This window comes from Streptomyces typhae (assembly GCF_009755605.1).
Taxonomy (GTDB): Bacteria; Actinomycetota; Actinomycetes; order Streptomycetales; family Streptomycetaceae; genus Streptomyces; species Streptomyces typhae.
The window spans coordinates 121,031-136,566 of the sequence record NZ_WPNZ01000024.1; the positions used below are offsets into that span (position 1 = coordinate 121,031).

Here is a 15,536-nt window from a genome sequence, read left to right on the forward strand (position 1 = left end):
ATGACGGAATCGCGCGCTGGTCTCGTACTGCTCACCCCCGCACGCCTGGCCGACGTACGCCGCCAGGCGGGCGACTACTCCGACAGGACCATCGTCGAAGCCTGCGCCGTCGCCCTCGCCCACTGGGCGACGGGCGAGAGCCCGAACGGCATCGGCCTCACCGCGGGCACGCTGTTCGCCGACGTCCTCGGCTGGGTCGACAACGGCGGGCGCGCGCCCGGCGGGTGGCGACCCGGCGCGGACGGCCTGAGCATCACCGTCCCCGAGGGCGTCGCGCCCGCCGAGGCGCAGCGCGCCCTGGACGACCTCGCCGACTTCCCGGACCGGCCGCTCGGCACCGTCGGCCCGTCCGACGCGGTCGCGCGCCTCGAAGCCCTGGCGCGGTGGAACGACACCGCGGCCGACCGCGTCCGCCCCAGCGTCGTGGAGATGTTCCTCGAACAGGCGAGGACCCGGCCGGACGCCGTGGCGATCGTCGACGAGCGCCGCTCGCTGACCTACCGTCAGGCAGCTCACCTCTCCGGTCAGTTGGCGCACCACCTGCGCGAACGCGGCCTCGCCGCGGAGGAGGTGGTCGGCATATCCCTCGCCCGCTCCGCCGAGATGGTGATCGGCCTGCTCGGTGTGCTCCGCGCGGGCTGCGCCTTCGTGCCGCTCGACCCCCAGTGGCCCGCCGCCCGCCGCGCCGTCGTCGTCGACGACGCCCGGATCGTGGTGCAGCTCAACGACAACGGCGCCCACGAACCGGGCGAACCGGAAGCCGTCGCCGTCGACCTGGACGCCTGGCGGTTCGCCTCCCACCCCACCGACGGCACCGGCGTCACCACCCCCGGCGGCTCCCTGGCCTACGTCATCTTCACCTCAGGATCGACCGGGCGGCCCAAGGGCGCCATGATCCGCCACGAGGCGATCAGCGAACGCCTGCTGTGGCAGGTGCACGAGATCCTCGGCTTCGGCCACGACGACGCGTCCCTCTTCAAGGCGCCGCTGTCCTTCGACATCTCCCTCAACGAGATCTTCCTGCCGCTGGTGTGCGGCGGCCGGCTCGTGGTCCTGCGGCCCGGCGGCGAACGCGACCCGCACCACCTCCTCGGCGTGATCGCCGAGCAGCGCGTCACCTTCACCTATCTGGTGTCGTCCATGCTGGACGTCCTCCTGGACATCGCGGGCGACTCCGGCCGCCTCGACAGCCTGCGGCACGTGTGGTGCGGCGGCGAGGTGCTCACCCCGGAGCTGTACGAGAGGTTCCGCACCCGCCTCGACATCCCCATGTACCACGGCTACGGCCCGGCCGAGACGACCATCGGTGTCTCCCACGTCATCTACCGCGGCGCCGCCGAACGCCTGTCGACCTCGATCGGCAAGGCCAACCCGAACACCCAGCTCTACGTCCTCGACGAGGAACTGCGTCCGGTGCCCGTCGGCGTCGGCGGCGAGCTGTACGTCGGCGGTTTCCTGCTGGGCCGCGGCTACGTCAACGCCCCCGGCCTGACGGCGTCCCGGTTCGTGGCGAACCCCTTCGCCACCGACGGGTCGCGGCTCTACCGGACCGGTGACCTCGCCCGGTTCGCCCCCGACGGGTCCCTGGACTTCCTCGGCCGCGCCGACAACCAGATCAAGATCCGCGGCATGCGCCTGGAGATCGAGGACGTCGAGGCGGGCCTCGCCGAGCACCCCGCCGTCCGCCACACCTGCGTCGTCGCCAAGAAGAACACGGCGGGCGGCACCTACCTCGTGGGGTACGTGATCCCGGCCTCCGGACACGAGGGCCTCACCGCGGACGACGTCAAGGCGTGGGCCGCCGGGCACATGGTCGAGTACATGGTGCCCGCCCACGTCGTCGTGATGACGGAGTTCCCGCTCACCGCGAACGGCAAGCTCGACCGCAAAGCCCTGCCGGAGCCCGCCGTCGGCACCGGCGGGTCCCGCGCGCCCGCCACCGAGAACGAACGCGTGGTGTGCGCGACGGTCGCCGCCCTCCTCCAACTCGACGGGGTCGGCGCCGACCAGGACTTCTTCAAGATCGGCGGCGACAGCATCCTGGCGATCTCGCTCCTCGGCGCGCTGCGCGACGCGGGCCTCTACGTCACCGCGCGGCAGATCTTCACCCACAGCGTCCTCGGCGCCCTGGCCGCCGTGGCGAGCCGCGAGGACGCCGCCACCGCCGACCGCGACGACACCGCGACCGGCCCCGTCGTGGGCTCGCCCATCGTGCAGTGGCTCGGCGAGACCACCGAAGCCGTCGACGGCTTCGTGCAGTCCGTGGTCCTCAACACCCCGGCCGACCTGACCGCCGACGCCCTCGACACGGTCCTCGCCGCCGTCGCGGCCCGGCACGACATGCTCCGCGCCAGGCTGGTGCGTGGCGCGCGCTGGAGCTTCGACATCCCCGGAGCGGAGGGGGCTGCCGTGGGATGGCAGGAGAGCGACCGGTCGCTCGACGCGTGCGTGGCGCTCGCCACCGCGCACCTGGACCCGGCGGACGGCGTGATGCTGCGCGCCGTCTGGCGCCGCGCGGCGCGCCAACTGGTGCTCGTCGCCCACCACGTGGTGGTCGACGGCGTGTCCTGGCGGATCCTGATGGAGGACCTCGCCACGGCGTGGCGGCAGCACGCCGACGGCAAGCCCGTGGAACTGCCCCCGGTGGGCACCTCCTTCCGGCGCTGGACGCAACTCCTCGGCCGGGCCGGGTTCGACGCGGACCGCGCCCACTTCCAGCGGCCCCTGCCGGGAGCGGACCAGCCGATCGGCAGGCGCGCGCTCACCGACGCGGACACCGTCGCGCGGGAGCTGACCCGCACCGTCTCCGTCGACGCCGACACCACCACCGCACTCCTCGGCGAGATACCCGCGAAGTTCCACGCGGGCGTCAACGACGTCCTCCTCACCGCGCTCGCGGTCGCCCTCGCCCGGTGGCGCCGCGACCTCGGACAGGACCAGACGTTCGCCCACATCGAGCTGGAGGGCCACGGCCGCGAGGGCCGGTTCGTGGCGGACGCGGCCGGCTTCGAGCCCGACCTGTCGCGCACCGTGGGCTGGTTCACCACCCTGTTCCCGGTGACCGTGGACCCCGGCGCCCCCGCGGAAGGCACCGCACCGACCGCGCCCGCCCACCTCGCCGCCGCGCTCAAGGCCGTCAAGGAAGACCTCGCGCGCGTGCCGCGCAACGGGATCTCCTACGGCGTCCTGCGGCATCTCTCCGACATCGCGTTCGACGCGCCCGCGCCGCAGGTCCTCTTCAACTACCTGGGCCGCTTCGACGCGGGCGCCGCCGGGGACTGGCAGCTCGCGCACACCACCGGGCAGCTCGGCGAGAAGCGCGACCCCGCCATGCGGCTGCCGCGCGCCCTGGAGTTCAACGCGATCGCCGAACCCTCGGCGAGCGGCGAGTACGAGCTGGTCACCACCGTCTCCTGGCCCGACGGAGTCTTCACCGACCAGGACATCAGCACGCTCGGCGGCTACTTCCAGGAGGCGCTCGCGGGCCTCGCCGCGCTCGACCAGGGCGGCCACTCGCCGAGCGACTTCCCCCTGGTGGCCCTCACACAGGCCGACGTCGACGCCCTGGACGGCCCGCGGCTGCGGGACATCCTGCCGCTGACCCCGCTCCAGGAAGGCCTGTACTTCCACTCCGTCTTCGACGACGAGGCGTCGGGCGCCTACGTCGAGCAGCAACTCCTCACGCTGACCGGCGAGGTGGACGCCGACCGGCTCGCGGCGGCGGCCACCCGGCTGCTCACGCTGTACCCGAACCTCGCCGCGCGGTTCGTCGCCCTCGCCGACGGCCGGGTGGTCTCCGTCCTCGACGGCGGCGTCGGCGGCGACGGCGTCCTGCGGGCGCCCTTCACCACCCTCGACCGCCCCGGCATCACCGACGCCGAGATCCGCGCGTACGCCGAGGAGGACCGCAGGGCGGGCTTCGACCTGGCCGCCGGTCCGCTGATGCGCTACACCCTCGTCCGCGCGGGCTCCGGCCGCACCGTCCTCGTGCAGACCGTGCACCACATCATCGCCGACGGCTGGTCGGTCCCGCCGATGCTGCGCGCGCTCCTCGCCGAGTACCACGCGCCGGGCACCGTGTACCCCCTCGGCGGCTTCGCCGACTACGTACGCTGGCTCGCCGGACGCGACGACGAAGAGAGCGACCGGGTCTGGCGCGAGGAACTCGCCGAGCTGCCGGCCGCCTCCCTGGTCGCCGAGGGCCACACTCCCTCCGAGCGGTTCGCCGACACCGTCCTCGAACCGCGGGAGGACATCGACGCGGCCGTCCGCGCCGCCGGAGTGCCGCTCAGCGTGGCCGTGCACAGCGCCTGGGCTCTCACGCTCGGCGGCATCCTGCACGGCAGGGACGTCGTGTTCGGCTCCACGGTGTCGGGGCGTGACGCGGACGTGCCCGGCGTCGAGGACATGGTGGGCCTGTTCATCAACACCATTCCCGTACGCGCCCGCTGGTCCGGCACCGACACGGCCCGCGACCTGCTCGCCTCGGTACGCGCCCACCAGAGCGCGGTCCTGCCGCACCAGCACGTCTCGCTGGCGAGGACCGGCCGGCACACGGGAGCGGGCCCGCTGTTCGACACCCTGGTCGTCTTCGACGTCGCGACCGACGTGGCGGCCCTGCGGCGGCCCGACGACACGCTCGTCGTCGCCGACATCGTCAACGAGGGCGCGCCGCACTACCCGTTGACGCTGGTCGTGGAGCGCACCCTCGACGGCCGCCCGCGCTTCAACCTCATCCATGACGGCGCGCTCCTCGGCGAAGCGACCGCGAAAACGATCCTGCGCACCTTCGCGGACACCCTCACCGGCCTGCTCACCCGGCCCGACGCCCGGATCGACGACCTGACGTCCCCGAGCGACCGCCGCCGGGACCCGGTCACGCCGACGACCCTGGGCGCCCTCTTCGACGCCGCCGCCCTGCGCGACCCCGCCGCCACCGCCGTCACCCAGTGCGCTCTGGACGGCGACACCAGGTCGCTGACGTACGGGGAACTGGCCGCCGCCAAGAACGAACTGGCCGCGGCCCTGCGCGCCGCCGGAGTCGGCCCCGGCAAGCGCGTCGCCGTCGCCGTGCCCCGCTCCGTCGAGCAGGTCACCGCCCTCGTCGCGGTCGTCTCCGCGGGCGGCGCCTACGTCCCGCTGGACCTCGCCTATCCCGACGAACGCCTGGAGTACGTCCTCACCGACGCCGCCCCCGAGGTCGTCCTCGTGGACGGCGCACACCGGGACCGGTTCACGCGGCTCCTCGCGCGGACCGGGGTGAAGGCCCGGGTACTCGTCCAGGGCGACGACTCCTTGCCGCAGTCCACGAGCGGACCCGCGCAGGCCCCCGCCGGACCTGCTCAGGCCCCGGCTCCGGCCGGACCCGCACCCGAGGCGGACTGGCACGACCCCGCGTACGTCATCTACACCTCCGGCTCCACCGGCAGGCCCAAGGGCGTCGTCGTCCCGCACGCAAGCGTGGTCGCGCTGCTCGCGAACACCCGGCCCGCCATGGAGTTCGGCCCCGACGACGTGTGGGTCCAGTTCCACTCCTACTCCTTCGACTTCGCGGTCTGGGAGCTGTGGGGCGCGCTGACGCACGGCGCCGAACTGCTCGTCCCGGAGTACGCGCTGACCCGGTCCCCGGTCGACTTCCACCGCCTCGTCCGCGAGCGCGGGGTCACCATCCTGAACCAGACGCCGTCGGCGTTCCACCAGTTCGTCGAGGCCGACCGGCACGCGGGCGCGCCCACCACGGCGCTGCGCCGCGTCATCTTCGGAGGCGAGGCCCTCGACCTCGGACGCCTGCGCGGCTGGGTGGAGGCGCACGGCACCGCCACGCCCGAGCTCGTGAACATGTACGGCATCACCGAGACCACCGTGCACGTCACCCACCGGGTCCTGACGGACGCCGACTTCGACGGCGGCGACGACGCCAGCCCCATCGGCGGTCCCATTCCCGGCCTGGTCACCCATCTGCTCGACGACCGGCTCCGCCCGGTCCCGCCGGGGCGCGTCGGCGCCATCTACGTCGCCGGTGACCAGGTCTCGCTGGGCTACCTGGGCCGGGCCGCGCTCACCGCGGGCCGGTTCGTCGCCGACCCGTTCGCGGCCGACGGCTCCCGCATGTACCACACGGGCGACCTCGCCCGCCGTACGCTCGACGGCGGACTGCGGTTCACCGGTCGCGCCGACGACCAGGTGCAGCTCAAGGGCTTCCGCATCGAACTCGGCGAAGTGGAGTCCGCGGTACGGGACCTCGACGGCGTCGTCGACGTGGCCGTCACCGTCGCCGGGAGCGGCGACCACCTCGTCGCCCACGTCGTGGGCCGGGTGCCCGCCGACTTCGCCGCGCTGCTCTCGGCGAAGCTGCCCGTGCACATGGTGCCGGGCCGTGTCCTCGCGGTGGGCGCCCTGCCGCTGACCGTCAACGGCAAGCTCGATCGTGCGCTTCTGGCCGAGCGGGCCGAGCAGGACACTGCCGGTGTGCTTTCGAGTGCGGGTGTGTCCGGGCCGGGCGCGCAGTTCCCCGCGCCCCTGACGGGGCTCGACACCCTTGTCGGCATCTTCGCGGACGTGCTCACCGGCTCCGACGTCGACGCCGACACCGACTTCTTCAAGGCCGGGGGCGACAGCATCGTCGCCATCACCGTGATCAACCGCGCCCGCGCGCTCGGCCTGACGATCGCGCCCCGCGACATGTTCCTGTGCAGGACCCCCCGCGGACTCGCCGAGCATCTGGCAACCAGTGCCCCGCAGCCCGCTCCGGCGCCCACCCGGTACGAGGACGGTCCGCTGCCGCCGACGCCGATCATCCTGCGCCAGCGCGAACTCGGCGGCACCCTCGACCGGTTCGCCCAGGCACGCGTCCTCCGGGCACCCGAGGGCACCGGATTCGCCGACGCCCAGCGCGCCGCGAACGCCGTCGTCGCCGCCCACCCGGCGCTGCGCCTGCGGCTGCGCGCCGAGCACGGCGTCTGGGCGCTGCGCACCGAACCCGCCCGCGAGATCACCGTCGCGCGCACGGACACGACCGACGCCACGGCGGCGGCCGACGAGGCCGCGGGACGCCTCGATCCCGAAGCCGGGGACGTCGCCGCGTTCACCTGGCTCCAGGCGGACCGCACCCTGGTCGTCACCGTGCACCACCTGGCGGTCGACGCGGTGTCCTGGCTCGTCCTCCTCGACGACCTGGCCGCCGCCCTGCGCGGCACGGCCCTGCCCCCGCCCACCACCTCGTACGCCGAGTACGCCGAAGCCTTGACGCTCCAGGCGGCCCGGACCACCGACGACCTCGGGCACTGGGTGGCCACGCTCGACGCCCCCGCGCTGCTGCCCGCCGCCGACGTGACCGGGAGGGGCCTGCGCGAGACCGCGGTCGTCCTGCCGCCCGACATCAGCGACCTCGTGACCCGCACCGCGCCCGCCGCGCTCGGCGTCGGACTCACGGAGCTGCTGTGCGGGGCGCTGCGCACCGCGCTGACCCGCGTCCAGGACACGCCCACCGACCTGGCGGTCGAACTGGAGCGGCACGGCCGCGTCCCCGCCCTCGCCCACCACGACTACACGCGCACCGTCGGCTGGTTCACCGCCATCGCGCCCGTGCGGCTCAGCGCGCACACCGACCCCGTCGAGGCGGCGCGCGAGGTCGCCGAGCGCCAGCCGGACGAGCGCGCGCACCTCGCCTACGGCCTGCTCAAGTACCTCAACCCGCAGACGGCGCCGCTGCTCTCCGCCCGCCCGCAGGTCCTGTTCAACTACCTCGGCCGGGGCAGCGAGTCGCAGGCCCTCCACCTCACCGGCGGCGACCAGGGCAGCCCGTACGCCGTCGAGGTCAACGCGTGGACCGACGCCGACACCGGCAGTCTGCACGCGGCGTTCACCCTCGCCGACGGCGTCCCCGACGAGATCACCGAGCACTGGCACGGCGCCCTCGCCCGCATCGCGGCCGCCGCCACGACGGCCGAGCGCACCGCCCCGGTCACCCCCCTCCAGCGCGGCCTGTACTTCCAGGCGCAGCTCGCGGGCCCGGCCGGGCACTACGTCGCGCAGAGCTGGTTCACCTTCGACCGGCGGCTTGACACCGACGCCCTGGCCGAGGCGATGGCGTACGTCATCGCGCGGCACCCCGTCGTCGGCGCGGGCTTCGGCACCGACGACGACGGCAACCCCGTCCAGGTGCTCAAGGCGGGACGGCGCGTCGACGTCCGTACGGTGGCGGCGGCGAGCGAGGCGGACGTGGCGGCCCTGCGCGTCCGGGACCGCGACACCGGCTTCGACACCGGGGAGCCGCCGCTGATCCGCCTCACGGTGGTGCGGCTGCCCGACGGCCGCGACGGGCTGCTCCTCAGCTACCACCTGCTGCTGTGGGACGGCTGGTCCCGCGAGATCGTGCTCCGCGACCTGTTCGACGCCTATCGGGCGGTCGTCGCGGGCGAACCCTTCGACACCGCCCCGGCCACGCCGTCCTTCGAGGACCACGCGCGGGCGCTCGCCGACAGGGACCCCGCCGTCGCGGAGCGCTTCTGGGCCGCGCACCTGGAGGGCCTGCCCGGCCCGACGCTCCTCGCGGGACCGGCCCCCGCCCTGTCGGACGAACTGCCGGGCACCCTGGTCCACACGCTCTCCGCCGCCCGGTCCGACCTGCTGCGGGAGGCCGCCAAGGCACACGGCGTCACCCTGAACTCCGTCCTCACCGGCGCTTTCGGGCTGCTGCTCGGCGCCCGCACGGGCCGCAGCGACGCCGTGTTCGGCGTGACCGTCTCGGGCCGCGACGGCGAGGGCCTCGCCGGCATCGTCGGCGTGCTCCTCAACACCGTGCCCCAGTGGACGCGGGCCCGGCCCGCCGACACCGTCCAGGAGTATCTGACGGCCGTGCAGGCGGCCCGGGTCGAGGCGATGGAGCACGAGCACCTGGGGCTCGGCGAGATCCAGCGGGGCAGCGGCCACGACACCCTGTTCGACAACCTGTTCGTGCTCCAGAACTTCCTGGACATGGACGCGTTCGCCGCGATGAACGCCCGGCACGGCATCACGTCCGTGCAGGCCGACGACTCCACCCACTACCCCTTCACCTGGGTCGTCACCCCAGGCGACCGGCTCACCGTCAAGCTGGAGCACCGCGACGGCGACACTGCCAACGCCCGCGGCCTCCTCGACGACTACCTCCGTGTCCTGGACGACCTCGCCCGGTCGACAGGACCCGTCGGCGCACTGCCCGGCCTGGGGCAGCCGCCCGCTCCGGCCGTGCGCACCGACATCGGCACGGACACCGTCGTGGACCGCTTCGACCGGGCCGCGGACCGCGATCCGCAGCGCGTGGCGCTCGTCGCCCACGGCGCGACCATGACCTTCGCCGAACTGCGCGACCGCAGCCGCGCGGTGGCCGGAGTGCTCGCCCTGCGGGGCCTCGGCCCCGAGACGACCGTGGGGCTCGCGCTCCCGCGGTCCCTCGACTCCATCGTGGCGCTGTTCGCCGTGCTGCGCGTCGGCGCCGCCTACGTACCCCTGGAACTGGACCACCCCGACGAGCGGATCGCGGCGATCGTCGCCGACGCCCGCCCGGACACGATCCTCACTGTGAGCGCCGTCTCGCCCCGGCTGACCGGGGACCTCGTCGGCCCCGGCGACCTGGTCGAGCTGGACCGGCCGCTGCCGGCGGCCGACCCCTTCGTCACGTTCGCACCGGACGACCCGGACCGCCTGCGACACCCCGCCTACACCATCTACACCTCCGGCTCGACCGGAAAGCCCAAGGGCGTGGTGACCGAGTACGCGGGACTCACCAACATGCTGATCAACCATCAGCGGCGGATCTTCGAACCGGTCCTCGCCGACCACGGCCACCGCACCTTCCGGATCGCGCACACCGTGTCGTTCGCCTTCGACATGTCGTGGGAGGAGCTCCTGTGGCTCGCCGACGGCCACGAGGTGCACATCTGCGACGAGGAACTGCGCCGCGACGCCCCCGGCCTCGTCGCGTACTGCCTGGAGCACGGGATCGACGTCGTCAACGTCACCCCGACCTACGCGCAGCAGCTCGCCGCCGAGGGCCTGCTCGACGACCCGGAACGCCGCCCGGCGCTCGTGCTGCTCGGCGGCGAGGCCGTCACCCCGACGCTGTGGCGGCGACTCGCCGACACCGAGGGCACCGTCGGCTACAACTTGTACGGGCCCACCGAGTACACCATCAACACCCTCGGCGTCGGCACCTTCGAGTGCCAGGACCCGGTGGTGGGCGTGGCCATCGACAACACCGAGGTGTACGTGCTCGACCCGTGGCTGCGGCCCCTGCCGGACGGCGTGCCCGGGGAGCTGTACGTGGCGGGCATCGGCATCGCCCGCGGCTACCTCGGCCAGTCCGCGCAGAGCGCCCACCGGTTCGTGGCGTGCCCGTTCGGCGCGCCGGGGGAGCGCATGTACCGCACCGGCGACCTGGTGGTCCGGCGGCCCGACGGCAACCTGATGTACCTCGGCCGCACCGACCAGCAGGTCAAGATCCGCGGCCACCGGGTCGAACTGGGCGAGGTCGAGGCCGCGTTCGCCGCGCACCGGGCCGTGCGGTTCGCCGCCGCCGTCGCACAGCCCGACCCGGGGGTCGACGGCGCGTACCGGCTCGCCGCCTATCTCGTCCTCGACGGCGCCGACCTGGCGGTGGTCGCCGCCGAGGTGGGCGCGGCGCTGCCGGACTTCCTGCGCCCGACGCACTACGCACAGGTCGAGCGGATCCCGCTGACGGTCAACGGGAAGGCTGACACCAAGGCGCTCCCGGAGGCCAAGCCGCTCGGCGCGCTGACCACCGCGGGGGAGCGCGGCCCTGAGACCGAGACCGAGACAGTGGTGTGCGAGTACTTCGCCGAGGCACTCGACCTGGATGATGACGAGGTGAGCGCGGTGAGCGACTTCGTGTCCCTCGGGGGACACTCCATGCTGGCGGTGCGCCTCGTGGGGCTGCTCCGCCGCGAGTTCGGTCCCGTCCTCACGATCCGAGATCTGTTCACCCTGCGAACCCCGGAAGCGATTGCCCGCCATCTCGATGACAACTCCTGACACGCAGCGGCCCCGACCGGGGTCCGACATCCTCCGGACCGCACTGCGCCGCAACGTGGGCGCCATGGTCTGGGGCACGCTCCTCATGGGCCTGTACCAGGCGGGTGAGACGGCGTTCCCCATCGCGCTCGGCATGATCGTCGAGCACACCCTGCGCGACGACCGGAACCTCGGTTCGCTCGCCCTGTCCATCGGCGCCCTCGCCGTGATCATCACGACGGTGTCGCTGTCGTGGCGGTTCGGGATGCGCATCCTGCAGAAGGCCAACACGACCGAGGCACACCGCTGGCGGGTGCGCGTCGCCGAGTGCGGGCTGCAGCCCGTGGCCAGGGACGTCGACCTGAAGTCCGGCGAGGTCCTGACCATCGCCACCGAGGACGCCGACCAGACCGCCGACATCGTCGAAGTCGTGCCGATGCTGATCAGCTCGCTGGTCGCGGTCCTCGTCGCGGCGGTCGCCCTCGGCCTCGCCGACCTCCGCCTCGGCCTCCTCGTCATCGTGGGGACCGTCGCGATCCTGTCGATCCTGAGTGTCATGTCGAAGCGGATCGGGGCGAGCACCCAGGAACAGCAGGCACGCGTGGCGCGGGCGGGCGCGAAGGTCGCCGACCTCATCACCGGCCTGCGCCCGCTGCACGGCTTCGGCGGCAACCACGCCGCGTTCCGGTCCTACCGCGAGGTCAGCACCGAGGCGAAGCAGCAGGCGATCACCGTGGCCAAGGTGAACGGGGCGTACGCGGGCACCGCCCTCGCCCTCAACGCGGTCCTCGCCGCCGCCGTGACCCTCACGGCGGGCTGGCTCGCGTTCACCGGCGGGATCGGCATCGGCGACCTCGTCATGGCCGTGGGACTCGCGCAGTTCATCATGGAACCGCTCAAGATGTTCTCGGAGATGCCCAAGTACGTGATGATCGCGCGGGCGTCCGCCGCGCGGATGGCCCTGGTCCTGAACGCCCCGCCGGTGACGACGCCCGGCCCCGAGCGCCCGGCGGCGGGCGGCGACCTGGAGGTCGACTGCGTCCGCCACGGATCCCTGCGCAAGCTGAAGTTCAAGGTGCCCGCCGGTGAGTTCGTGGCGATCGCCGCCTACCAGCCGCACGCCGCCGCCGACCTCGCCGCGATCCTCGCCGCGAAGGTGCCTCCGGACGCGTACGACGGGACCGTGCGGGTCAGCGGACAGGAACTCGCGGACCTCTCGGTTGCGGCGGTCCGCGAGCACATGCTGGTGAACCCCTACGACGGGGAGATCTTCGCGGGCACGCTCCGCACGAACATCGACCCCTCGGGCACCAGCGGCTCGGTCGCCGAGGCCGTCGAGGCGTCCATGCTGACCGACGTCGTGGCCCTGCACCGGGAAGGACTCGACTACGCCGTGCGCGACCGCGGCGCCAACCTCTCCGGAGGGCAGCGCCAACGCCTCTCGCTGGCCCGCGCCCTCGCCGCCGACACCGAGGTCCTGGTCCTGCACGACCCGACGACCGCCGTCGACGCCGTCACCGAACAGCTCATCGCCCGCAAAATCGCGCACCTGCGCCGCGGCCGCACCACCATCGTCCTCACCAGCAGCCCGGCCCTCCTGGACGTCGCCGACCGGGTCCTGATCCTGGACGAGGGCGCCATCACGGCCGAGGACACCCACCGCCACCTGCTCGCCACCGACGAGGGTTACTGCCGGGCGGTCGCGCGCTGACGCCGACCGGCCCCGCCCGGTGGCGGGCCGGTCAGGCGAGCGCCCAGGCGACATCCCTGAGCAGGGCGTGCCGCCAGCCCGCACGGTCGTGCCCCGACGCCGAGCGGGACACCCGCACGGTGGCACCGGCGCGTTCCGCGAGGCCCTCGACCAGCTCGCAGTGGGGCAGCATCCGCGTCTCGTGCTCCCCGACGTCGAACGCGACCTTGAGGCCGGAGAGACCGGCGCCCGCGCGCAGCCGCTCGGCGACGACACCGCCGGCGGGCCCGCCCAGCGGGTCCGCCAGGTCCATGGCGCCCGGCGCCCACCAGAACGACGGTGACTGACAGGCGACGCGCGACACCAGGCCGGGGAACTCCATGGCGGCGTACAGGGCGCTGAGCCCGCCGAGGCTCTGCCCGGCGACGACGAGCCGGTCCACGTCGGCGACCACCCCGGACTCCGCCACCAGCGGAAGGAGTTCGTCGCGGACCGCCTCCCACAGCTCGGGGCGGCAGGTGAACTCGGCCTCCCGGTCCTTGGCGGGGAGGAAGACCAGCGTCACCGGAGGCATCGCGCCGTCGGCGACCGCCGCGTCGAAGGCCGCCATCGCCGGGTGCAGATGCAGCCAGTCGTCCCCGTCGAGCAGCAGGACCACGGGCCCGCCGCCACCCGCCGGGTGGACCCGCACCGTCCGCCGCCCGCCCAGGCGCTCGCTCGCCCAGCGCAGCCTGGTGCCCGGCAGGGGCAGTACGTCGTCGGCGCCGACAACGGGCCAGTACGGCTGGGCCGGGGCGTCCGGGGTAGCGGCGATGGACCGGTCGCCGCCCGCGCCGTGGGGGTTCAACGGGTCGGCGTACGCGGTGAAGTGCCTGCCGCCCGTACCGTCGGTGCCGCTCGTGCTGTCGCCCGCGTCGCCCGCGTCGTCCGCGTCGTGCACGAGGAACTGGTACGTCACGCGCAGCCGGGCGGGCATCGGCACCTGCGCGAACCAGCAGTCCGTGTCGCCGAAGCGCGTCAGGAGCACCGGTTCCGACCAGCTATCGAAGCCGACGCGGGCGGCGGAGCCACGCCACAGGAACAGGGTCGACCACCCGCCGTCGGCGGTGGGCACGGAGGCGGGCGCGCCCGCCTCGGCCCAGAACTCCTCGGTGCCGGGAGCCGCGGAGAGCCCGAACCGGGCGAAGACGTCGGGGGAGTCGGGGAGATGGTTCATGCAGGTGAGCCTAACCTCACCTGCACGGACCGCTCCAGGCGTCGCGGGGCTCAGGCCCAGGTGCCGACGACCTGCGTGTTGTCGACCCCGGACAGGAAGTAGAAGTAGTACTCCCCGCCGCTCAGGTTGTAGTAGGCCGATGTCCCGCCGTTGCAGGGGATCCTGACGACGTTGCCCACGGGCCGGTCGCGTCCCCACGTCACGTGGTAGAGCTGCGCGGCCACGATGTCACTGTCGCAGTTGGCGTGCAGGGCCACCTGGTGGCCGCCCTGTACGAGGTCCGCCTTCGGTGAGGACCCGTACCCGTTGAACCAGACGTTGAAGGGAGGGGGAGCGGCGACGGCGGCTCGCTGCGGCGGCGCGGCGGGCTGCTGCCGGGCCTCGGCCGCATGGGCCGGAGCCGCTGTCAGGCCGAGGGTGAGCAGTGCCGTCGCGGTGGCGAAGCAGATACGCGGGATGCGCATGGGGAGACTTCCGTTCTGTGCGGCGGTGCGGGGCGGTGGACGGAGCGATCAGGCGCCGTCGGCGACGACGTTGGTGTTGTCGACGCCGGAGATGAAGTGGAAGTAGTAGAAGCCGCCGCGCAGCTGGTAGTTCAGGGTCTTCGGAGCCCTGTTGCAGGACACCTTGAACGCGCTGCCGACCCGGGGGTCGACGCCCGTCGCCGAGTGGTAGAGCTGCCCCACCAGGGCGTCGCTGTCGCAGTCCGCCTTGAGCGTGTAGCGGTGCGCTCCGAACTGGATGCTCAGGGTCGGGGAGTAGCCCTGACCGTTGAACCATGTGTCGAAGAGGACGCTCTTGGTGTGCGCGTGGGATACCCGGTCCGGGCCCGCGGGTGCGGCGCCCGCTGTCGGCGGGGCGGCGGGTGCGGAGCCGGGAGCGGGCGGAGCTGCGGGTGTGGAAGCCGCCGTTGCCGGTGCGGCGGGCGCGGAGGCCGCCGTTGCCGGTGCGGCGGGCGCGGGGGCCGCCGTTGCCGGTGCGGCTGGGCCTGCCGCCAACGCGGCCAGTGCGATCAGGGCCGCGGGGTGTCGATGCATGGGCGTCATGCCTTCCTGACGGGGAGGGGACGATCCGGGGGGAGGGAGCGGGGAGGGGCGCCCGCGGTGCCCCGCGAACGGCCCTTCGCCGGCCCCCCGTGCCGGCGAAGGGGCCCTCACCTCCCCTCCTGGTCACCCCGCGGGCAGTGCGGCCGGCGGGGTGTGTTCCGAGTCTGTGGTGGCTTCGGACCTCCCACAACGACAACCCGGCTGCTTCACCGAAGTCGGGATTCCCAGGCCTGCGACCTGCTGGGACGCGGACGTCCCGGGACGCGGGGACACATCTGTACGGGGCGCCTGCGAGGGCGGCACCGGCAGCACGACGGCAGCTACGTGGCAGCGGTGGCGGTTCGGGGGCTTCGTCGAAGGCCGGTGCATGTTCATGGGGTGGGAAGCGGAGCGGGAGGCCGTTGCTGCGCGGTGTCGGTGTCGAATCCGAGGCGGAACTCGCCTTCGGCGCGCTGCACCAGCTCCTGTTCCCGCACCTGGACCGCCTCGACGCGCTGCCCGCCCCGGGGGCCGCGGCCCTGCGGGCGGCCTTCGGCCTGGCCGAGGGCGCACATGACGAAGCAGGGGTCCGGCG

6 protein-coding genes are annotated in these 15,536 nt (G+C 73.6%); 2 read left to right on the forward strand and 4 right to left on the reverse strand.

Annotated features, from left to right (window positions below; genetic code table 11):
• Entirely contained in the window at positions 1–11,031 is an 11,031-nt protein-coding gene (locus GPA10_RS33325; protein ID WP_157168719.1) for a non-ribosomal peptide synthetase, read from the forward strand.
• Positions 11,018–12,721 carry an ABC transporter ATP-binding protein gene (locus GPA10_RS33330; RefSeq protein ID WP_157168720.1) on the forward strand — a complete coding sequence of 568 codons (1,704 nt, stop codon included), beginning with the start codon at positions 11,018–11,020 and terminating at the stop codon, positions 12,719–12,721. The genes GPA10_RS33325 and GPA10_RS33330 overlap by 14 nt, the downstream gene beginning before the upstream one ends.
• A gap of 31 nt (positions 12,722–12,752) precedes the next feature.
• Here the strand turns inward: GPA10_RS33330 and GPA10_RS33335 are convergent, their stop codons facing one another.
• The 4 genes from GPA10_RS33335 to GPA10_RS33350 all read right to left on the reverse strand — a co-directional run bounded on the left by GPA10_RS33335 (position 12,753) and on the right by GPA10_RS33350 (position 15,516).
• Positions 12,753–13,916 carry an alpha/beta hydrolase-fold protein gene (locus GPA10_RS33335; protein WP_157168721.1) on the reverse strand — a complete coding sequence of 388 codons (1,164 nt, stop codon included), beginning with the start codon at positions 13,914–13,916 and terminating at the stop codon, positions 12,753–12,755.
• Positions 13,917–13,966: 50 nt separating this feature from the next.
• The gene (locus GPA10_RS33340) at positions 13,967–14,380 is read right to left on the reverse strand and encodes a hypothetical protein (RefSeq protein ID WP_058847119.1); all 414 of its coding nucleotides are present in this window, start codon (positions 14,378–14,380) and stop codon (positions 13,967–13,969) included.
• 48 nt (positions 14,381–14,428) lie between these two features.
• Positions 14,429–14,953: a hypothetical protein gene (locus GPA10_RS33345; RefSeq protein ID WP_157168722.1), complete on the reverse strand. Its 525-nt coding sequence runs from the start codon at positions 14,951–14,953 to the stop codon at positions 14,429–14,431.
• 380 nt (positions 14,954–15,333) lie between these two features.
• Positions 15,334–15,516 (reverse strand): hypothetical protein, encoded by a 183-nt coding sequence (locus GPA10_RS33350; protein ID WP_157168723.1) that lies wholly within the window; start codon positions 15,514–15,516, stop codon positions 15,334–15,336.
• Between the last annotated feature and the right edge of the window lie 20 nt (positions 15,517–15,536).